Annotated in this window: 13 protein-coding genes and 2 tRNA genes; 10 read left to right on the plus strand and 5 right to left on the minus strand. The window is 66.1% G+C overall.

The window, feature by feature from the left end; genetic code table 11:
- Positions 1-105: 105 nt before the first annotated feature.
- From P0652_RS07700 to P0652_RS07715, 4 genes are read left to right on the plus strand one after another with little or no spacing between them, the layout of a single operon-like run.
- Positions 106-1,608 carry an efflux transporter outer membrane subunit gene (locus tag P0652_RS07700; RefSeq protein ID WP_284178206.1) on the plus strand — a complete coding sequence of 501 codons (1,503 nt, stop codon included), beginning with the start codon at positions 106-108 and terminating at the stop codon, positions 1,606-1,608.
- Positions 1,605-2,921: an efflux RND transporter periplasmic adaptor subunit gene (locus P0652_RS07705; RefSeq protein ID WP_284178207.1), complete on the plus strand. Its 1,317-nt coding sequence runs from the start codon at positions 1,605-1,607 to the stop codon at positions 2,919-2,921. Before P0652_RS07700 ends, P0652_RS07705 begins: the two co-directional genes overlap by 4 nt.
- 12 nt (positions 2,922-2,933) lie before the next feature.
- Positions 2,934-6,050, plus strand: coding sequence for an efflux RND transporter permease subunit (locus tag P0652_RS07710; protein ID WP_284178208.1), 3,117 nt, complete (start codon positions 2,934-2,936; stop codon positions 6,048-6,050).
- A complete protein-coding gene (locus tag P0652_RS07715; RefSeq protein ID WP_284178209.1) occupies positions 6,047-9,136 on the plus strand; it encodes an efflux RND transporter permease subunit in 3,090 nt (1,029 codons plus the stop codon). Before P0652_RS07710 ends, P0652_RS07715 begins: the two co-directional genes overlap by 4 nt.
- 4 nt (positions 9,137-9,140) lie before the next feature.
- On the opposite strand, the gene P0652_RS07720 is transcribed toward P0652_RS07715, so the two are convergent.
- The gene (locus P0652_RS07720) at positions 9,141-10,025 is read right to left on the minus strand and encodes a LysR substrate-binding domain-containing protein (protein WP_284178210.1); all 885 of its coding nucleotides are present in this window, start codon (positions 10,023-10,025) and stop codon (positions 9,141-9,143) included.
- A 106-nt stretch (positions 10,026-10,131) separates the two neighbouring features.
- Here P0652_RS07720 and P0652_RS07725 point away from each other — a divergent pair, with 106 nt between their 5' ends.
- Positions 10,132-11,109, plus strand: a complete 978-nt coding sequence (locus tag P0652_RS07725) for a sodium-dependent bicarbonate transport family permease (protein ID WP_284178211.1) — start codon at positions 10,132-10,134, stop codon at positions 11,107-11,109.
- A gap of 44 nt (positions 11,110-11,153) precedes the next feature.
- Here the strand turns inward: P0652_RS07725 and P0652_RS07730 are convergent.
- Positions 11,154-11,228: transfer RNA gene (locus tag P0652_RS07730), tRNA-Thr, on the minus strand.
- Positions 11,229-11,444: 216 nt separating this feature from the next.
- Between P0652_RS07730 and P0652_RS07735 the strand changes: the two genes are divergently transcribed.
- On the plus strand, positions 11,445-12,002 hold the full coding sequence (locus tag P0652_RS07735) for a phasin family protein (protein WP_284178212.1): 558 nt from the start codon (positions 11,445-11,447) through the stop codon (positions 12,000-12,002).
- A 160-nt stretch (positions 12,003-12,162) separates the two neighbouring features.
- Positions 12,163-12,239 (plus strand) — tRNA-His (locus P0652_RS07740).
- Between the two features lie 77 nt (positions 12,240-12,316).
- Here the strand turns inward: P0652_RS07740 and P0652_RS07745 are convergent.
- Together P0652_RS07745 and P0652_RS07750 are read right to left on the minus strand one after the other, a co-directional pair.
- The gene (locus P0652_RS07745) at positions 12,317-13,063 is read right to left on the minus strand and encodes a TerC family protein (protein ID WP_284178213.1); all 747 of its coding nucleotides are present in this window, start codon (positions 13,061-13,063) and stop codon (positions 12,317-12,319) included.
- A gap of 46 nt (positions 13,064-13,109) precedes the next feature.
- A complete protein-coding gene (locus tag P0652_RS07750; protein WP_284178214.1) occupies positions 13,110-13,829 on the minus strand; it encodes a 4'-phosphopantetheinyl transferase family protein in 720 nt (239 codons plus the stop codon).
- 88 nt (positions 13,830-13,917) lie between these two features.
- On the opposite strand from P0652_RS07750, the gene P0652_RS07755 reads away from it, so the two are divergent.
- From P0652_RS07755 to P0652_RS07765, 3 genes are all read left to right on the plus strand, one after another.
- A complete protein-coding gene (locus tag P0652_RS07755) occupies positions 13,918-14,667 on the plus strand; it encodes an AzlC family ABC transporter permease (RefSeq protein ID WP_284178215.1) in 750 nt (249 codons plus the stop codon).
- Positions 14,664-14,975 carry an AzlD family protein gene (locus tag P0652_RS07760; protein ID WP_284178216.1) on the plus strand — a complete coding sequence of 104 codons (312 nt, stop codon included), beginning with the start codon at positions 14,664-14,666 and terminating at the stop codon, positions 14,973-14,975. The genes P0652_RS07755 and P0652_RS07760 overlap by 4 nt, the downstream gene beginning before the upstream one ends.
- Before the next feature lie 88 nt (positions 14,976-15,063).
- The gene (locus P0652_RS07765; RefSeq protein ID WP_284178217.1) at positions 15,064-16,581 is read left to right on the plus strand and encodes a L,D-transpeptidase family protein; all 1,518 of its coding nucleotides are present in this window, start codon (positions 15,064-15,066) and stop codon (positions 16,579-16,581) included.
- On the opposite strand, the gene P0652_RS07770 is transcribed toward P0652_RS07765, so the two are convergent.
- The gene (locus P0652_RS07770; protein ID WP_284178218.1) at positions 16,582-19,617 is read right to left on the minus strand and encodes a PAS domain-containing protein; all 3,036 of its coding nucleotides are present in this window, start codon (positions 19,615-19,617) and stop codon (positions 16,582-16,584) included.
- Between the last annotated feature and the right edge of the window lie 133 nt (positions 19,618-19,750).

Consider the following 19,750-nt stretch of genomic DNA (forward strand, 5'->3'; position numbering starts at 1 on the left):
GAAACTGGTCCGGGCCCCGGCAAGGGTTCCGGCCGGCGGTAAGCATCCTTCGCGCGTGTTGCGGGCAAATGGTGCCGCCCTGCAAGCGAGAGGCCCATTCCCGGCATGGTTTTCCTGCTCCCTCGTTCAGCCCCCGATGCAGGGCCGCAGGCAAGGCGGGGATCGCGCCTCCTGTGGCTTGCGAGCTTGGGATGGCTGCTGGCCGGATGCAGCACCATGCCCCAGCCGGAAGCCGGCATTCCGCTCCCCGCCCGTTTCGATGGCGCATCCGCGCGCCCGGCCTCGGACATCACGCGCTGGTGGACCCGGTTTGGCTCCTCCGCGCTGACAGGGCTGGTCGATCGCGCGGATGCCGACAATTTCGACGTTGCGGCTGCCGCAGCGCGGATCGAGCAGGCTGATGCCCAGGCCCGCATTGCCGGCGCCTCCCTCCTGCCGGCGCTTTCCGCTGCAGCGGATGCCGGCCGGTCGCAGCGCTCGGGAACGACCGGCGGCCGTGTTGTCTCGCCCTCGATCGGAAGCAGCTACTCGGGCAGCCTTGCCGCCAGCTACCAGCTCGATCTCTGGGGCCGCAACCGGGACCTGCTGCGGGCGGCGGAGACCCAGAGTCTCGGTGCGCGCTTTGCATTCGATACCGTCCGGCTCTCGACGCAGGTTGCGGTCGTCAATGCCTATCTCCAGCTTGCCGCGGCACGGGACAGGCTGTCCATTGCCGAGGGTAATGTCGGCAGCGCCGAGCGCATCCTCGGGATCATCCGGGATCGAGTCGGTGCCGGAACGGCCTCCGCGCTCGACCGGGCACAGCAGGAAGGGCTCGTCGCGCAGCAGCGGGCCACCATCCCGCCGCTCCGGCAGAATCTCGATACGTCACGGAACACGCTCGCACTGCTGCTCGGTCGGCCGCCAGAGGGGTTCTCGGTGGCCTCGGCCAGCCTCCGGAGCCTGCAGGCGCCCGTGGCCCGGCCCGGCCTGCCTGCCGACTTGCTGCTCCGCCGCCCCGATCTCCGGCTGGCCGAAGCCCAGTTGGCTGCAGCCGATGCCAATGTTGAAGCCAGCCGGAAGGCCCTGCTGCCCGCAATCCAGCTGACGGGTCAGGCGGGCTTGCAGAGTGCCGCCCTCAACCTGATCCTTCGGCCGGAATCCGCCATCTGGTCGCTCGCCGCAGGGGTCACCCAGCCAATCTTCGATGGCGGTCGCTTGAGGGCGGAAGTCGCCTTGAGCGAGGCGCAGCGTCAGGAGTTGCTGGAAGCCTACCGCCAGGCCATCGTTTCCGCGCTGGTCGATGTCGAGAACGCCCTTGTCGCTGTGCGTGAAAGCGCCGCGCGGGAGCGGGCGCAGGCGGTGGCGGTAGCCCGCGCCCGTGAGGCTTTCGGCTTTGCCGAACAACGATTCCGGGAGGGGACCATCGATCTGCAATCCCTGCTCAACACCCAGTCGACACTCTTCCAGACGCAGGACGGGCTGGTTCAGGCGCGACTGGCACGGCTTCAGGCCTCTGTCGGTCTGTTTCAGGCCCTCGGCGGGGACTTTGTCGGCGGGACTTCGCTCAATGCCGCGCATGCCCCAGTCCGGGTTGCGGTCACGCCGGTTGTCGAGGAAGCGCCATGACACGCGGCCGGATTGTCCTCTTCCTGCTCCTGATCGGCGCCGCCGGCGGCGGCTATTTTGGCTGGAAGCAATGGCTGGCCCGGCAGGCCGAGGCTCCGCAAACGGGCGGGCGCCGCGGCGGCGCGTTGGAAGGCCCCGTCGCAGTGTCTGCCAGTGCGGTCAGGGTTGAGGATGTCCCGCTTCTGCGCGAGGGGATCGGCAATGTCCAGGCCAATGCCCTTGTGACCGTGCGGGCCCAGATCGAGGGCAAGCTGCTTTCGGTCGAGTTCCGCGAGGGGCAGATGGTCAAAGCCGGAGATATTCTCGCGCGGATCGATCCCGCCGCACCGCAGGCGCAGCTGGATCAGGCTCTCGCGAAACAGGCCCAGAACCAGGCCAACCTCGCAAATGCCCGGCTTGATCTCGAGCGCTACCAACGCCTCGCCGCCACCAATGCCGGGCCGCGTCAGCAGGCGGACCAGCAAAAGGCGGTTGTCGAACAGCTCGAAGCCCAGCTTCGTGCCGACGATGCGGCGATTGCCAGCGCCCGCACCAGCCTCGGCTACACAACAATCACCTCGCCGATCGACGGGCGCGCGGGCCTGCGGCAGGTGGATGCAGGCAACATCATCCGGGCCGGGGATGCGGCCGGGCTTGTCACGATCGCCCAGGTCCAGCCGATCGCGGTGGTCTTCACGCTGCCCCAGCGCGATCTCGCCGTGGTCCCTGAGGCCCTTGCGCGAGGGCTCGTTCCGGTTGATGTCATCGACGCGGATGGCAGGTCCATCCTCGCCACCGGCAAACTGGATGTAGTCGACAACCAGGTCGATATCACGACCGGGACAATCCGGCTGAAGGCGAGCTTCGCCAACGAGAATGCCCGGCTCTGGCCGGGGCAGTTCGTCTCGGTCCGGGTCCGTGTTGGCGCCATGGCCGGCGCGCGGACGGTGCCGACGCCAGCCCTGCGGCGCGGCCCCGCTGGCCCCTTCGTCTATGTCATCGGCGAGGGCGGGAAAGTAGCGGCCCGGCCGGTCGTGACCGGTCCGCAGGACGAGGAGCGTGTCGTCATTGTCCGCGGTCTCGAACCTGGCGAACACGTGGTCACCGCCGGGTTCCCGCGTCTCACGGAAGGCCGCGAAGTAACCGTGCTGCCCGATTCCTCAGGCACCGAAGTCTTGCCTGTTGCCCCGGCCCAGCGCCAGCGCGGCGGGCCGGGTTCCCGCCAGCGCCCGACCGGCGGCCGGAATGCCGCGCAGCCCGGAAGCAACCAACCCGGCTCGCCGCCGCCGGGTGCGCCGCCGCCAGGTGCGGTCCCTCCCGCAACCCGGCCCTGAGCGAGGCCACGCATGAATGTTTCTGCCCCCTTCATTGCCCGGCCGGTCGCCACGTCCCTCCTGGCCGTGGCGGTGCTGATCATCGGGTTGATGGGGTATCGGGCGCTGCCGGTCTCGTCGCTGCCACAGGTCGATTTCCCGACCCTCGTGGTCACCACCAACCTGCCGGGTGCCAGTCCGGAGACCATGGCGGCGCTCGTTACCGGGCCGCTTGAGCGCCAGCTCGGCCAGATCCCCGCCTTGACCACGGTGACCTCGACCAGCTCGTTCGGCCTCAGCCAGATCACGCTGCAATTCGCGCTCGATCGCGATATCGACGGCGCGGCACAGGATGTGCAGTCGGCGATCAATGCCGCCGGTTCGGCCTTGCCGAGAACGCTGCCCTACCCGCCGACCTACACCAAGGCCAACCCCGCAGATGCGCCGATCCTCACCCTCGCGTTGACTGCACCCAACACGCCCGTCCGGGCCATGGCCGATCTGGCCGATACGCTGATCGCCCAGCGCCTGGCAGAGATCGGCGGCGTCGGGCGGGTTGCCGTGCAGGGAGGCTCCAAGCCGGCCATCCGTGTGAAAGCTGATCTCGCGGCTCTGGCGGCCAAGGGGCTCAGCCTCGAGGATCTTCGCACCGCCGTTTCGGCCGCCAATGTCTCGGCCGCCAAAGGGTCTCTCGACGGCGCGGTCCAGAGCCATTCCATTGCTGCGAATGACCAGATCACCTCTGCGAAGGACTATGCGCTTGTCACCATCGCCTTCCGCAATAGCGCGCCGGTACTCCTGCGCGATGTGGCAACGATTGCAGACGGCTTCGAGAACGAGCGCGTCGGGGCGTGGCGGCAGGCTCGCCCGGCTGTCGTGCTCGACATCCAGCGCCAGCCCGGGGCGAATGTCGTCGCTACGGTCGATCGGATCCGCGCAGAATTGCCGCGCCTCGCCCGGGCGCTGCCGGCGGACGTCTCGCTGGATGTCGTCGCCGACCGGACAGAGGCCATCCGGGCCTCGATCCATGATGTCCAGTTCACGCTTGCCCTCTCGGTCGGGCTGGTCATCATGGTCGTGCTTCTCTTCCTGCGCACCTGGGCCGCGACCATCATTGCCGGGGTCACGCTGCCGCTCTCGCTGATTGGCACCTTCGCGGTGATGTGGTCGTTTGGGTACTCGCTCGACAATCTCTCGCTGATGGCCCTGACCATCGGGACAGGCTTCGTTGTCGACGATGCCATCGTGATGATCGAAAACATCGCCCGGCACCGCGAGGAGGGCGGCGATGGCAATGCGGCCGCCCGGCGGGGCTCGGCGGAGATCGGCTTCACGATCATCTCGCTGACCGTGTCGCTGCTGGCGGTTTTCATCCCGCTGCTGTTCATGAGCGGGCTGGTGGGGCGCATGTTCCGCGAATTCGCGGTGACGCTCTCGATTGCCGTCGTCGTCTCGGCCATTGTCTCGCTGACCTTGACCCCGATGATGTGCGCCCGGCTGCTGAAGCCGGTCCATTCCGGCGCATACGACCGCAAGCCCGGCTGGCTGGGCCGCCTGTCCGACGGGATCGGCGACGGCCTTGCCCGGTTCTATGCGAGCTCGCTCGCTGTCGTCCTGCGCCATCGGGGGCTGACTCTCTTGGTCACCATCGTCACGGTGATCGCGACAATCTGGCTCTATGTTGTCATGCCGAAGAGCTTCCTGCCCGTGCAGGATACCGGGCTGTTCAGTGTCACGCTGCGGGCGGCGCCGGACGTGTCCTTCGAGGAGATGACCCGCCTGCAAGCACAGGCCGGCGCGGCCCTCCGCGCGGTGCCGGAAATTGCCGATATCGTTGCGGTTGTCGGCACCGGACTCACCAATCCGACACCGAACATCGCGACCCTGTCGATCACCCTGCGGCCCCATGCCGAAAGGCGGCGTGACGCCACGGCAATCGTGCCGGACCTCGAGGCGGTACTTCGCGGGCTGCCGGGCGTGACGGCCATCGTCAAGCTCGTCCAGGACGTGCAGATTGCCACCCGAGCCAGCTGGAGTCAGTACCAGTACACGCTGGTCGGTGCCGAGGGCGCGGAAGTGCGGCGCTGGGGCCGGCTGTTGCTGCGCCGGCTGGCAGCCGAGCCCGGCTTCGCCAATGTCGCCTCGATCGAGGATGATGAGGGGCTCGAGGCGCGGATCGTGGTCGACCGTGTCCGGGCGGGCCAGTACGGCGTGTCGCTGCAAGCCGTCAGCGATGCGCTCAACAATGCGTTCGCCCAGCGCCAGATCTCCACGATCTATGGCCAGGCCAACCAGTATCGCGTGGTGCTGGAAGTCGAGCCTCGCTATCGCAGTGACCCCTCTCAGCTCGAGACCATGCGCTTTACCGGTGCTGGCGGCGTCCAGGTGCCGCTGCCGGCCTTTGCCCGGATCGAGCGCGGCACCGCGCCTCTGGCCATCAGCCACCAGGAGCAGTTCCCGGCCTTCACGATAAGCTTTGACCTGACAGATGGGCAGTCCCTCGGCGATGCCGTCCGGGCCGTCCAAGCTGCGGAACGCGAGATCGGCATGCCCGGCGCGGTGACCGGCTCCTTCTCCGGCGAGGCCGAGGAATTCCGTCTTTCGCTCGCGAGCCAGCCTTGGCTGATCCTCGCGGCGATTCTCGCGATCTATATCGTGCTCGGCGTGCTCTACGAGAGCTATATCCACCCGCTGACCATCCTTTCGACCCTGCCCTCGGCAGGGATCGGCGCGCTCCTCGCATTGGCGATGGTCGGCGAGCATCTGACGATCATCGGCGTGATCGGGATCGTGTTGCTGATGGGCATCGTGAAGAAGAATGCGATCCTGATGATCGATTTCGCCCTGCATGCCGAGCGGCATCGTGGCCTCTCCCCGGAGGCGGCGATCATCGAGGCCTGCGCCCTGCGGTTCCGGCCGATCATGATGACGACGCTTGCCGCCTTGTTCGGTGCCTTGCCACTGGCCCTCGCGACCGGGCCCGGTGCCGAACTGCGCATGCCGCTTGGCGTCTCGATCATCGGCGGCCTGCTGCTGAGCCAGCTTCTTACGCTCTACACAACGCCGGTGGTCTATCTCGCGCTGGATCGCCTAAGGGGTAGAACCGGCGAAGCCGAGGCCATTGTGCCAGCGCCGGATGCGTCATCATGAACCTCTGTGCGCCCTTCATCCGGCGGCCGGTCGGCACGACGCTGCTTGCAATGGGGCTGCTGATTTTTGGTTTCGCCACCTATCGGGAATTACCCGTTGCCAGCCTTCCCTCGGTCGACATGCCGACGATTCGCGTTTCGGCCAGTCGCCCGGGTGCCGACCCGGAGACCATGGCGGCCACCGTGGCCGCGCCGCTCGAGCGCCGACTCGGCGCGATCGCCGGTGTCACCGAAATCACCTCCACCTCCACGCAGGGCAATACCAGCATCGCCATCCAGTTCGATCTTGCCCGCAGGGTCGACAAGGCAGCGCAGGATGTGCAGGCCGCGATCAACGGCGCCATGGCTGACCTGCCCTCCGACATGCCCTTGCTGCCGCGTTTCCGGAAGGCCAACCCGGCCGCGCAGCCCATTCTCGTGCTCGCCCTGACCTCGCCGACCCTGCCGAACAGCGAAATCTACGATGCCGCGGATTCCGTGCTCGTCCAGCGCCTGTCGCAGATCGACGGCGTCGCCGATGTCAATGTCAGCGGAGCCGAGCAGCCCGCCGTGCGCATCGAGTTTGACCCTGCGGCCATCGCGCAGGCCGGGCTGACGCTCGAGCAGGTCCGCCTCGCGGTGGTTGGCGCCAATGCGCTGGGGCCGCTGGGGGCCTTCGAGGGGCGCCACCAGAGCGAGGTCATCGCCCTCAACGCTCAGTTGCGCAGCGCGGAGGAATACCGCCAGCTGGTCATCCGCGCCGCGAATGGCCGCGTGATGCGCCTGACGGACATCGCCCGCGTCTATGACGGCGTCCGCAACACGCTTTCCGCCGGCAGCTATGACGGCAAGCCTGCGGTCATCGTCACCATCACGCGCGCGGCCAACGCGAATGTCGTCGAGACTCTCGCCCGCATCCGCGCGCTTCTGCCGGAATTGTCGCGCTGGCTCCCGGCTGACATCCGGACCGAGATCATGTTCGACCGCACCACGACCATCCGCGCGAGCCTGGAGGACATGCAGTTCACGCTGCTGCTCTCGGTCGGGCTTGTCATGCTGGTCGTGTTTTTCTTTTTCGGGCGCCTCGTTCCCGCATTGGCTGCAGGTGTGACGATCCCGCTCGCCTTTGCCGGGACTTTCCTCGGCATGTGGGCGATGGGGTTCAGCCTTAACAATCTCTCGCTGATGGCGCTGGCGATCAGCGTCGGTTTCGTCGTGGATGACGCGATCGTGGTGATCGAAAGCGTGATCGAGCGCATCGAGCGCGGCCTTTCCCCGGTCCGCGCCGCCATCGAGGGAGCAGGCGCGATCGCCTTTACCGTGATCTCGATCAGCCTGAGCCTCGTCGCGGCCTTCATGCCGCTCTTCTTTATCGGGGGCATTGTCGGCAAGTTCTTCCAGGAATTCGCCGTCACGGTCGCCTTTGCGATCCTCGTCTCCACAATCGTCGCCCTGACCGTCACCCCGATGCTGTGCGGCCGCTATCTCGTCGTCCGACCTCCGGGGCGCTTCGAACGCCGGGTCAACGCCGCCCTTGCGGCGATCATATCTGCCTATTCCCGTTCGCTGGATTGGGCCCTGAAGCGGCTCTGGTTGATGATCGGCCTGACGCTGGGCGCGATCGGCCTGACCGTCTATCTGTTCTCCGTCATCCCCAAGGGCTTCTTCCCGCAGGACGATAACGGCCTTCTCTTCGGCTGGAGCGAAGCCGCGCCCGATGTATCCTTCGACCAGATGCGCCAGTTGCAGGACCGGGCAGCCGCCCTGCTGAAGGCGGATCCCGCCGTTGCCCATGTCGGTTCTTTCCTCGGCGGCGGTTCGGGCACGGTCAATAACGGGCGTTTTTTCGTGGCGCTGAAACCGCTGGCCGAACGGCGGATGAGCGCCCGGCAGGTTGTCGGACGGCTTCGGCTGAGCCTGTCGCGGATCGCCGGCCTCTCGGTTTACCTTGTCGCCACGCAGGATGTCCGCGTCGGCGCAAGGCAGGGAAAGTCGGATTACCAGTTCACGCTCTGGAGTTCGGATCTCGCCAGCTTGCGCGAGGTAACGCCGCGCGTGGTGCAGCGCATCCGCGGCGTGACGAATGTCACCGATGTCTCGACCGACCAGGAGGAGGGCGGGCTCCAGTTCGATATCCGGATCGACCGCGACATGGCCGCGCGGCTCGGTGTCACCATCGCCAGTATCGGGACGGCGCTCAACAATGCCTTCTCGCAGCGCCAGATTGTGACCATCTATGGTGAGCGCAACCAGTATCGGGCGGTGCTCTCGGTCGCCAAGGGTGAAGGCAGCGACATCGTGGATCTCCAGCGCATCTATGTTCCCGCCTCGGGAGGGAGGCAGGTTCCGCTGGCCAGCCTCGTCACCCATGCACGTTCGGTCGCGCCCCTGGCGGTCAACCATCAGGGCCAGTTCGCGGCCATCACGATCAGTTTCGGCCTGGCGCCGGGCGCCTCGCTCGGCGAGTCAACGGAGGCCATCCGCCGCGCGGTAGCCGAGATGCGGCTGCCAGAAACGGTGCAGGCCGAATTCGCCGGTGATGCGGCGGCCTTCAACCGCAGCGCCAACAGCCAGACAATCCTGATCCTCGCTGCCCTGCTGGCCATCTACATCCTGCTCGGCATTCTCTACGAAAGCCTGATCCACCCGCTGACGATCCTTTCCACACTGCCTTCCGCAGGTCTGGGCGCGCTGCTCGCTCTCAAATTCAGCGGGCAGGACCTGACCCTCGTTGCCATGATCGGCATCATCCTGCTGATCGGCATCGTGAAGAAGAACGGCATCATGCTGGTCGATCACGCCCTGCATGCGCAGCGCCATCAGGGCCTTGCCGCGCGCGATGCGGTCGTCAGGGCTGCGTGCGAGCGCTTCCGCCCCATCCTGATGACAACGCTCGCGGCGATGCTCGGCGCGCTCCCGCTCGCATTCGGGGAAGGGCCCGGCGCCGAGTTGCGCCGCCCGCTGGGCCTGACCATTCTCGGCGGGCTCTTCGTCTCGCAGGTCCTGACGCTCTACACCACACCGGCCATCTATCTGGCATTCGACCGGCTGGCCCGGCGGAAGCGGAGGGCGGCTGAACCTGATTCGGGCATGGCTTCGCAGGCCTGAGTGCTCATGCCGGACGGCGTTCGAGGCTCCGGACGATATGCTCGGCAAGTCGATGGACGGCCCGGTTATGCGTCGGGGCTGTGAGCAGGGCGATCTCGGTATCCCGCAGATCCGGCAAAGTGCTGTCCGGCAGGATGCGAAAGCCCGACGGGACCATCTCCTTCGGAAGCACCGCCACGCCCAATGCAGCCTTGACCGCCGCCAGCGTCCCTGCAAGCGATCCGCAGGTATAGGCAATCCGCCAGTCGCGGCCGGCCCGCTCGAGTGATTCTGTCGCCCGTTTCCGGTAGACGCAGGGCGCGGGGGAAACGACCAGCGGCAAGCGCCCTTCCTCCGGCGGGATGAAATCCTCTGCCGCCACCCAGACCAGCGGCTCCCGCCAGACGCGGACGCCATCCGCGATCCGGCCGATCTCGCGCTTGGCGAGGACGAGGTCGAACTCCCCTTCACGGAATCGCTCGAGCAGGTTCAGCGTCAGGTCGCAGGTGACTTCCAGCGTCAGTCGCGGATGGCTGCGGGCGAAGCGGGACAGGACCAGCGGCAGATGCGTCGTCGCAAAATCTTCCGGCGTGCCGAGCCTGATCACACCTTCGACCGGCGAGTCGGTGTTGCGCTGGAGTATGGAATCATGAAGCGCCAGCAGCGCCCGTGCCTCCGGGAGCAGGCGTTCGCCCTCCAGCGTCAGGCGCAGCGAACGCGGTGTCCTGTCGAACAGGCGATGGCCGATCCGGGCCTCAAGCCGTTTCAGTTGGAGCGAGATCGCCGATTGCGAACGGAGCAGGCGCTCGCTCGCCCGCGTCATCCCGCCGACTTCCGCAATGGTCACGAAGGTCCGCACAAGGTCGAGGTCTAGCTGGGTCTGGATCGGCGGTGCAGGAGGGCGGTGCATGGCGCTGTCATTGATAAATGCAATGGCAGCTACCTAGAGAATGAATTTCAATCATCAATAACCCTCTGCCATCACCAGCCCGTCATTTCATCAGATGGGGACGAAAATGCCGGGGCTCGACCTGCTTCTCACCAATCTCCTCTCGCCGATCGTACTCGCCTTCGTGCTGGGCCTTGTCGCGGGGTTCATCCGCTCCGAGCTTGAACTGCCCGAGGCGGTTCTGAAACTCATTTCGATTTACCTGCTCTTCTCGATTGGCCTGACGGGCGGGCGAGAATTGGCCCGGGCAGAGCCCGGGGCGCTTCTTGGCGTCTTTGCCGTGGCGGCGGTGTTGACCCTCGCGATCCCGATCGTGAGCTACCTCATCCTCCGCCGGTTCGGCCGGTTTGATATCGCCAATGCCGCCGCCATCGCCGCGCATTACGGCTCGGTTTCGTCTGTGACTTTCTTTGCCGCACTCACCTTCACCCGTGCCATGGGCAATCCGGCCGAAGGGTATGTGAGTGCGATCGTCGTGCTGATGGAATGGGGCGTCATCGTCGCACTGCTGATCGCGCGGGTCGCCAAGGGGCGCCAGTCGCAGGCGGGCCGCATCGGCGCCATCGTTGCGGATACGCTCCGGGGCCGGGGCATCCTGCTGCTGACAGGCGGCATGACCATCGGCTTCCTCGCCAATGACGCGCAATGGGGCCAGATCGCCCCGTTTTACGAGCATCTTTTCCGGGGCATCCTGATGCTCTTCCTGCTGGAAATGGGCATGACCGCCTCACGCCATACCCGGGCCTATGCCGGCGTGGGCGGCTTCATGACGGCCTTTGCCATCCTCTCGCCGATCGTCTGGGGCGTGGTGGGTGTGCTTCTCGGACAGCTGGCAGGCCTCGGGCTGGGCGGCGCCTTCGTGCTGGGCGCGATCGCGGCTTCCGCGTCGTATATCGATGCGCCTGCCGCCTGCCGGGCCGCATTGCCGGAGGCCAATCCCGGCATCTACCTCACAGCCTCGCTGGGCGTCACGTTCCCCTTCAACATGCTGATCGGGCTGCCGCTGCTCTATCAGGTCACGACCTGGCTCTATGGCGCGGGGTGAGCGCCATGCCGCAATTGCCATAACGCAGGTGATGATCGGGAGACTGGTGCTGCTGGAGAGGATTGAACTCTCGACCTCTCCCTTACCAAGGGAGTGCTCTACCACTGAGCTACAGCAGCACGGGGTTGTGCCTCTGCCATGCTCGTTCCGGCAGGTCAAGCCGCCTTGGCGTGGGCAGGGGCGAGTTTTCCAGAAATTGTGCGCCGCACAAAATTGTTGCAGCGCAGCATAAATTCGGTTACAAGGATTTCGTCATCTTCAGGGTCGTGTCCCGCGTTCCCTTCACCTCACCGGTATCGATGCATCGGCATCGAGCCAACATACAGGAGTTTACCATGGCTGTTGCCAAGAAGACTGCCCCCGCTGCCACCCCGGCCACGATCGAAGCGGCCGTCGAGCAGGTTGTCGAAACCACCAAGGCGAACACGGAAGCTGTTGTTTCGGCCGCGACCGAAATGATGAAGCCGTTCGCCGAAATGAAGCCTTTCGGTGAGATCAAGCCGTTCGCCGACATGCAGGAAAACTTCCGCGCCCAGGCCGAAAAGACCATCGAGCAGATGCGCACGCAGTACACCACGCTGAAGGGCAATGCCGAGGTTGCCACCGGCAAGCTCGAGGAAAGCATGACCGCCGCCCAGGCCGGCACGCGCGAGTTCAACGCCAAGGTATTCGAACTGTTCCGTGCCCAGACCACGGCTGGTTTCGATCATCTGCAGGCCCTGTTCGGCGCCAAGACGCTCGCCGATGCGGTGAAGCTGCAGCAGGATTTTGCCAAGGTCCAGGTTGAAGCCATCCAGACCAGCACCAAGAGCCTCGCTGAACTGGCGAAGAAGGTTGCGACGGACGTTGTCGAGCCGGTGAAGGCCTCGATCGTCCTGCCGTTCAAGCGTTGATCGCGGCGAAACCACCGCCTGCCATTCGAAGGGCGCCCTGCGGGGCGCCCTTTTTGCTGGGCGCTCCGGCGCGGGAACCGGCCATGTCGCTTCCGGCCGGACCCTGCAATTCGTGCCTTGAAATCCTGCGCAAGAGCGGATAGGACGCTGGCTCCGATCCGCAGTCGTAGCTCAGTTGGTTAGAGCGTCGGTTTGTGGCACCGAAGGTCGGTGGTTCGAGCCCACCCGACTGTACCATCTCTCCAGGATCGTGAAGCCCAACAAAAAGGCCGCCCTCGGGCGGCCTTGTTTGTTTCCGGAGGCTGGATCAGCGCTCAGCCCGCATGGGCTTCGCGCTTCTTCATGAAATAGCCGATCGCCACGACGACGGCGGCCCCGACGGCAGCAGCGCCGTAATAGATGGCTGCCACTGGCTTGGTGATCGCCACCGTCCCGCCATGGCCGTCCGAAGCGCTGCCGGTTGTGATGAAGCCCGCATTGATGCTGCGCAGCCATTCCATCACGAAGCCATCGGAAACGATCATCTCGCCGGCGATCCAGCCCAGCAGGGCCGCACCTGCCCAGATGATGATCGGGAAACGATCCATGATGGTCGAGAGCAGCGTCGAGCCGAAGATGATGAGCGGGATCGAGAGCAGCAGGCCGAAGATGAAGAGCCAGATATTGCCGCCGGCCGCCGCCGCGATCGCGATGACATTGTCGAGGCTCATCACGGCATCCGCAATTGCAATGGTGCGGACGGCGCGCCACATATTGTCGCTCGATTCGACATTATGGCCCCCGTCATCCTCGCCCACGGCCAGCTTGACGCCGATCCAGAGCAGAAGGAGCCCGCCGACGACCTTGAGGAACGGGACCTGAAGGAGATAGGTCACGAAGATCGCGAAGATGATCCGCAGCCCGATAGCCGTGCCTGCCCCGAGCAGCATCCCGAGCTTGCGCTGCTTCTCCGGCAATTGCCGGCAGGCCAGCGCAATGACAATAGCATTGTCACCGGAGAGCAGCAGGTCGATCCAGATGATCTGCAGGATCGGCACGATATAGGGGGATATGAATTCCATGGCGGCACTCTTTCTTCAACCGTTGCCAGTCCATGAACGATTGTCGTCAGGATGACAATAGCGCCATGGCGATGATCAGGGCTTTGCCCGTAGCGGTCTGACCTTTCGCGGTCCTTGTCCTCCCGTCCGGCAGCGGGCTCTGCCCTGCAGCCGGCACGAAGCGGGCGTCGCCATTCCGATCAACCAGCAGGCTTTCCGGCGGAAGCCGGAAACCCTGTCCGAGCGCCTTGGCATAGGCCTCCTTGGCTGACCACAGGCGCGTAAAGGCCTCGCCCCGTGCGGGAGGAGGAAGCGCCTGGAGATGGCTGCGCTCGTTCTCGCACAGGATGTTCCAGGGAATGTCATCGGCGGGGATGAGGTCTTCAAGGTCGATCCCCGCCGGAGCCCGGGCAATCAGCACCGCGCTGTAGGGCGGCCTGCCGGAGAAGCTGATCCACAGGCCCGTTCCGGCGAGGCCGGGCGCGCCCGCTGCCGAAGGAATGATCCGGAATGCGCTTGGTGCCCGTCCCGTAACAGTGCCCGCAAGCGCCCGGATGGCCCGGCGGCGGAGGAGGTATCCTTCCGGGTCGGCATGGTTCAGCACGCTGCCCGCTTCCTCCTGCAGGACCGGTGGAAGCTCGGGCGGCCTTTGCTTGTCCAGGATCGCCGCGACATACCCATCGGCGCGCCAGCGTTCGCGTATCGCCGGTGCATCCGGCCAGGCGAGCAGGCCGGCGGCGAAAACGGGTTCATCTGTTGCCGGGAGCAGCGATTCGCTTGCTGTCATGCGCCTGATCATGCCAGTGTCACGGCCGAATCCAACATGGTCTTCATCCGCCGGCGCCCTTTCCGGGCTGCCCGGATGAGAGGGTCTTATGTCTCCTGTCCATCCTCCTGTCCCTCCTCCCGCCCGCCCGACCGTCACCCGGGCGGGACTTGTCACCGGTGCCCGCTGGATGGTGCCGCTCATTCTTCCGGTCTCGATCTTCGGTCTCGCCGTAGGTGCCGTGGCCGCGCAGAAGGGCCTGACGCTCGTTGAGCTGAGCCTGATGAATGCGCTGGTCTATGCCGGGGCTTCCCAGCTGGTGGCTCTCGGCCTCTGGCCCGAGCAATGGAATGGCTCGGCCCTGATGGCCGTCGCGCTGGTTACGCTGACGGTCAATGCCCGGCTCCTGCTGATGAGCGCCGCCTTCCGGCCCTGGTTCGGCCCGGCCAACCCGGTCATCGCCTATGGTGCGCTGCTGACGCTGACCGACGCGAACTACATTGCCGGCCAGCGCTACTACGCAGAAGGCGGGCGGGATCTCGGCATGTTCATCGGGGCCGGGCTGCTGCTCTGGGTGGTCTGGATCGTCGCGCCGATCCCCGGTTATCTTGCCGGCCGCCTCATCGAGGACAGCCGCGCCTTCGGTGTCGATCTCGTGATGCCGGTCTTCTTCTCGGCCATGGTCGCCCGCCTCTGGCAGGGGCGGAGCGACAGCCTCGGCTGGCTGGTCGCCGGGCTGGTCGGCTTAGCCGTGCAGCGCTGGCAGGGCGGAACGGTTCACGTTGTGGTCGGCTCACTGGCCGGCATGATTGTCGTGGCCCTGCTTACGCCTGCAGCGAGGGAGAAGGCCGGCCGATGATCCTCGATGCCAGTCTCTGGACACTCCTGGCGATCCTCGCCATGACCGCGGTCACGGTTTTCGTGCGGATATTCGGCTTCTTCCTGATGGGCTTCATGCCGGTCGGACCCCGCCTCGAGGCCGGTTTCCGTTCGCTTCCGGGGGCGGTCGCCGCCGCCACTTTCGCGCCGTTGGTCGTGCAGGATGGCCTGTCCGCCCTGATCGCGATCGGGGTCGCTGTCCTGATGGCCCGTGCCGGCAAGAGTGACCTGATGGCCCTCTGCGTTGCCCTCGGGCTGGCCATCGCCATCCGGCAGGCAGGGTTCTGAAAGCCGGCCTGCGGCATCGTGGTTAACAACACTTTCTTCTCTTTTGCGTGCTATCGACGACGGGTCGCTGCAAGCAGGAGACGGTAGCGTGACGCGTGGCAGGTGCATGGCAGGGAGCCGGATGCTGGGCCGTTCCTCGAGGCATGGCCTCGGTGCCGGCTTTCTGCTTGTTGCCCTGTCCGGCGCCATGGCCCAGGGGCTCGGCCCGCCACCACCACCGGTCGGCAGCTTTCAGGCACCCCTTCCCGCCAGGCTCCCGGTGCCGGAACAGCCGCCGCGGCCCAAAGCCAAAACGCCGCCCGCACCTGTTGTGCATGAACAGGTTGTCGCGCGGAATGACCGCCGGCCGACGGTCCATCCCGAATCCGTGACCATGATGACGGAGGCGGCGCGACGCTACCGGGAGATCGCCGAAGCCGGTGGCTGGCCGATCCTTCCCGCGAAGGCCAGCCTCAGGCCAGGAGACGAGGGCGACCTCGTGCTCCAGCTGCGCGCCCGCCTCGCGGCGGAGGGCGACCTTCCGCTGGCCGAGAAGGATAACCCTGTTTTCGATCCAGCCCTTGCTGCGGCCGTGAAGCGGTTCCAGGCCCGGCATGGCCACACCCAGAACGGCCTCGTCCTGGGCCCGACGCTGAAGGCGCTGCGCGTGCCGGCGCAGGATCGCGCCCTCCAGCTCGCCGAGAGTGCTGATCGTCTTGCCTCCCGCAGCTTCGGCTTTGGCACCCGCTATGTCGTGGTCAACATTCCCTCGGCCTCGGTTGAGGCCATTGAAAACGGTGTTGTCGAGAAGCGCTTCATCGCCGTGGTCGGCAAGAAGGACCGGGCCTCGCCCGAGGTCGAGACGCGGATCACCAACGTCAATCTCAACCCGACCTGGACGGTGCCGGTCTCGATCATCAAGAAGGATATCATCCCGAAGATGCAGAAGGATCCGGATTATCTCGCGAAGTCGAAGATCCGGATCTATGGTGCCAGCGGCGGCGAGATCGATCCCCGCCTGATCGACTGGAAGACCGAGCGGGCGACGGCTTTTACCCTTCGCCAGGAATCCGGCGCCGGCAACGCACTCGGCCAGTTGCGGATCGACATGCCGAACCGTGACGCTGTCTACATGCACGACACGCCTTCAAAGCGGCTTTTCCTGCGCGATGACCGCTACCATTCCTCTGGGTGTGTGCGCGTCGAGAATGTCCGCGACCTCGCAGTCTGGATTCTCGAAGGGCAGCGTGGCTGGGACCGGCCGGCGCTCGATGCCGCGATTCAGGACGGCAAGCGCCGCGATATTCGCCCGGCCCAGCCCATCCCCGTGATCTGGACCTACCTGACCGGGTACGTCACCCCGGATGGAGCCGTCCATTTCCGGCCGGACATCTATGGACGTGATGGGGCGCCGCCGGCAAAGGCTCCGGATGCGGCCGATCCGCCGCCACGGATCGCGCAGCCCCCGGGCGTGACGCCCTCGCCGGCTCCCGCGCCGCCGGCCCGGAGCGCGGATGCCCGGCCTGTCCCGGACACCCAGCCCCGCCCGGAAAGCTTTGATGCGACGGGCCTCAGCGCCCGCGCTGCGGCCGCCTTCAGGCCGCCGGTCCAGCGAATCGACCCGTGATCACTCCGCGAGAACCCGCGTCGACGGGAAGGTGATCTCCACCATCGTTCCTTCGCCCGGGGTCGAGCGGATGGCAAAATTCGCCCGGTTGGCCTCGACGAGCGCTTTTGTCAGCGGCAGGCCAAGGCCGGTACCGCCATGGTCACGCCGCGTCCCGACCTGGCGGAACGGCTCAAGAGCCTGTTCGATCTCTGTCGCCGTCATGCCGATCCCCGTATCGCGGATGCGGATCACCGCCTCGCCGGTATCGAGCAGGGCCGTGGCGACGATGACCTGCCCGCCGCTTTCGGTGAAGCGGGTGGCGTTGGACAGCATGTTGAGGATGATCTGGCGGATCGAGCGCTCGTCGGCCACCACGGCCGGCAGCCTTTGCGCCAGCTGGGTGCGGACCAGCACGCGATGGGCATTGGCCTGCGGCTGGATGATGCCGACGCAACTCGAAACGATGCTGTTGAGATCTGTTGCCCCGAACCGCATCTCCATCCGGCCCGCCTCGATCTTCGCGAGGTCGAGCAGGTCGTTCACGAGGCTGACGACATGCTGCCCGGATGTGCGGATGTCGCCGAGATATTCCTTGTATTTCGGGTTCCCGATCGCCCCGAGCCGCTCCTCCAGCATCACCTCGGCAAAGCCGATGATGGCATTCATCGGGGTCCGGATCTCGTGGCTGATCTTGGTGAGGAAGTCGCTCTTCTTGGCGCTTGCCAGTTCTGCCGCCCGCCGCGCTTCCGTGAGCTCCGCTTCCGCGCGCTTCCAGGCGGTCAGGTCGCGCAGGACGGCGCAGAACCGGCGAGGCTCGTTCTCGCTGATCCGCCCGAGCGTCATGAAAAGCGGGATCCGCCCGCCCTTCTTCTCGCGGCCCTGAACATCGCGGCCGTCATTGAGAACCGAGCGCACGGTATTGCTGCGCAGACCCTCGAAATAATCCAGCGCATCGGCATGGCTGTCATTGTGCAGCAACACCGTGAAGCTTTCGCCGGCGACTTCGTTCTGCGAGAGGCCGAACAATGCCTCCGCAGCACCGTTCAGCGTCAGGATGAGGCCGCGGTCATCAAGCGTGATCACACCATCCGTCGCCGTGTCGAGCACCGAACGGAGTTCGCTGGCCTCCGCCCGCACCCGCTTGAGATCAAGGGCCACGCTGCGCAGCGCCTTGCCCTGTTCCAGTTCAACGGCCCGCCGCAGCGAGACGAGGCTCGCCGGCTCGCCCTGCCAGTCAATCCGCTGCAGGCTGGCATCGACGGGCATCATCTCGCCCTCGCGGCCGGTCAGAACAACCGTGTCGAACCCTGCCTCCCGGTCACTGGGCATTGAGCTTTTCCGGAAGATGGCCTGTGCCCCGCCCTCCATGCGGAAGGTTTCCGCGTCGGGATAGCCCGTCAGGTCGAGCAGCGTCCGGTTGACGAAGAGGGTCTCCTCGCCGCGTGTCACAAGAAGACCGATCGGCAGACGGTCAAGAATACCGGCTTCACCCGATACGATGGGAGAGGCGGCGCGGCTTGCCGGTTCAGCCAAGGGTGCAGTCGGCGCTGAATCGGTCGGCCGCGCCTCGGCCTGCGCCGGAATCTGGGCGTCGAGATCGGCATCGAGTTTGGCCCCGAGCGCCTTGGCAATCTCACGGAACGCGTTCCTCTCCGACAGGGACAGGCCGGGCCGGGAACCGGGCGGCACCACGACGGGGCCCTGCCGGAGCGAGACGACATTGTCGAGTTCGGCGGCAATGGCCCGCGCGTCAAGGCTTGTCCAGTCGGGCAATGCGCTGGCCCGCAGCGTTGTATCCGCATTGTCGCCCGCAGGATCATTGTCGGCGACAGGAACATGATCGTCCGAAGAAGGCAGGGTTTCGGTGCCCACGGCCGGGCTCTCCGACTGCAGGGGCCCGTCAGTGGCTTCGGCCGCCCCGAAGGCCTCGAGGGCGGCAATAAGATCTGCCGTTTCCTGCGCCTCGCGCGTCGCATCGTCCTCTTCCGGGGTCACCGGATCCGGTTCGGATTGTCCGCTGACGGGCGCCTCGACCGGCACGGCCGGATCGGCAGTCTCAACCTCGCCGGGCGCAACTGCATCCATCGCAGCGGGCACATTGGCGGCTTCGACCTCTTCCGCGGCATCGACCATTTGGGCCGGCGCCTGCGTTTCCGCATGTTCGTCATCCGCCGGCACCTGGGTCTCTTCCCGAGCGGTGCGGAGGTCGCAGCGCCCGAAACCCGAAAAGCCAGCCAGCCCCTCTTCCGCCACCACGAGGGGCAGCGCCGTGAGCGTGACGGGGACCTGCCAGCCCGACCCGCTGACGGGCCACAGCGTCCGGATGGCGGGCCAGGTCTCGCCGGAAAGAACAGCGACGCGGATGGCCTCGCCAGCTTCGGTATCGAAACGCTGGATGAAACCGGCCAGGCTCTGGCCGACGAGATCGGCCTGCTGGACGCCGACCGCTTCGGCCAATGGCGGTGTCACCCGTTCGACGATCCCATCCCTGTCGAGGCTGAAGACGAAGCGGATCATCGGCCGTTCATCAGCCGCTGTGCCGAGCCAGGCGGGTACGTCCGGGGCGCCCTCGGGCAACCCTTGAGGCTCCACCGCGGAAGGGGCAGGAACTGGCGCTGGCGTTTCGCTGGGGAGGGCCGGAGCCGGCTCCACCATTCCGTCGGCGGGGGTTGCTTCGGGCAGGGCAACAACCAGTGCCGAGCGGCCATCCGCAAGGGTCAGCGGTGTGCAAAGGGCCATCACGATGACCGAGCGGAAGGCAATAGTGAAACGCAACCGCTCCAGCCTGCCGGGGCTGCCGCCATCGACCGCGAGCTGCCGGAGCCGCTGTGTGCCCGGCGCCTGGCGGGGCAGGCCGGCGCGCATCAGGGCTGCGCCATCGCCATGGCCGAGCAGCCGCGCGGCCGCGTGGCTTGACCAAAGGACCGTGCCTTCCGCAGCATCGAGCAGGAAAGCTGGGGTCGGCGAACGCAGCAGCGTTTGCCTGGCCTCGCCATCGAGCAGGCCAGCGTGGAGGAGGGCTTCGGCAGCCTGATTGGCGGTGTAAGCAGCCATGATACGCCTCGGAAACACGGTCGGGCGCCCGTCAGGATGTCTCCTTTTGGGACGGTCCGGTAAGGAAGTATCAATAAGTCGCCAGGCGCGCTGCGTCCATCACCCAGCAGGCCTGACGGGAATTAACCGGAAA

This window comes from Rhabdaerophilum sp. SD176 (genome assembly GCF_030143245.1).
In the GTDB taxonomy this organism is placed as follows: Bacteria; Pseudomonadota; Alphaproteobacteria; order Rhizobiales; family Beijerinckiaceae; genus Rhabdaerophilum.

Coding starts and splice junctions, on each gene's coding strand:
- P0652_RS07700 (WP_284178206.1), top strand. CDS start 106: ATGGTTTTCCTGCTCCCTCGTTCAGCCCCCGATGCAGGGCCGCAGGCA.
- P0652_RS07705 (WP_284178207.1), top strand. CDS start 1,605: ATGACACGCGGCCGGATTGTCCTCTTCCTGCTCCTGATCGGCGCCGCC.
- P0652_RS07710 (WP_284178208.1), top strand. CDS start 2,934: ATGAATGTTTCTGCCCCCTTCATTGCCCGGCCGGTCGCCACGTCCCTC.
- P0652_RS07715 (WP_284178209.1), top strand. CDS start 6,047: ATGAACCTCTGTGCGCCCTTCATCCGGCGGCCGGTCGGCACGACGCTG.
- P0652_RS07720 (WP_284178210.1), bottom strand. CDS start 10,025: ATGCACCGCCCTCCTGCACCGCCGATCCAGACCCAGCTAGACCTCGAC.
- P0652_RS07725 (WP_284178211.1), top strand. CDS start 10,132: ATGCCGGGGCTCGACCTGCTTCTCACCAATCTCCTCTCGCCGATCGTA.
- P0652_RS07735 (WP_284178212.1), top strand. CDS start 11,445: ATGGCTGTTGCCAAGAAGACTGCCCCCGCTGCCACCCCGGCCACGATC.
- P0652_RS07745 (WP_284178213.1), bottom strand. CDS start 13,063: ATGGAATTCATATCCCCCTATATCGTGCCGATCCTGCAGATCATCTGG.
- P0652_RS07750 (WP_284178214.1), bottom strand. CDS start 13,829: ATGACAGCAAGCGAATCGCTGCTCCCGGCAACAGATGAACCCGTTTTC.
- P0652_RS07755 (WP_284178215.1), top strand. CDS start 13,918: ATGTCTCCTGTCCATCCTCCTGTCCCTCCTCCCGCCCGCCCGACCGTC.
- P0652_RS07760 (WP_284178216.1), top strand. CDS start 14,664: ATGATCCTCGATGCCAGTCTCTGGACACTCCTGGCGATCCTCGCCATG.
- P0652_RS07770 (WP_284178218.1), bottom strand. CDS start 19,617: ATGGCTGCTTACACCGCCAATCAGGCTGCCGAAGCCCTCCTCCACGCT.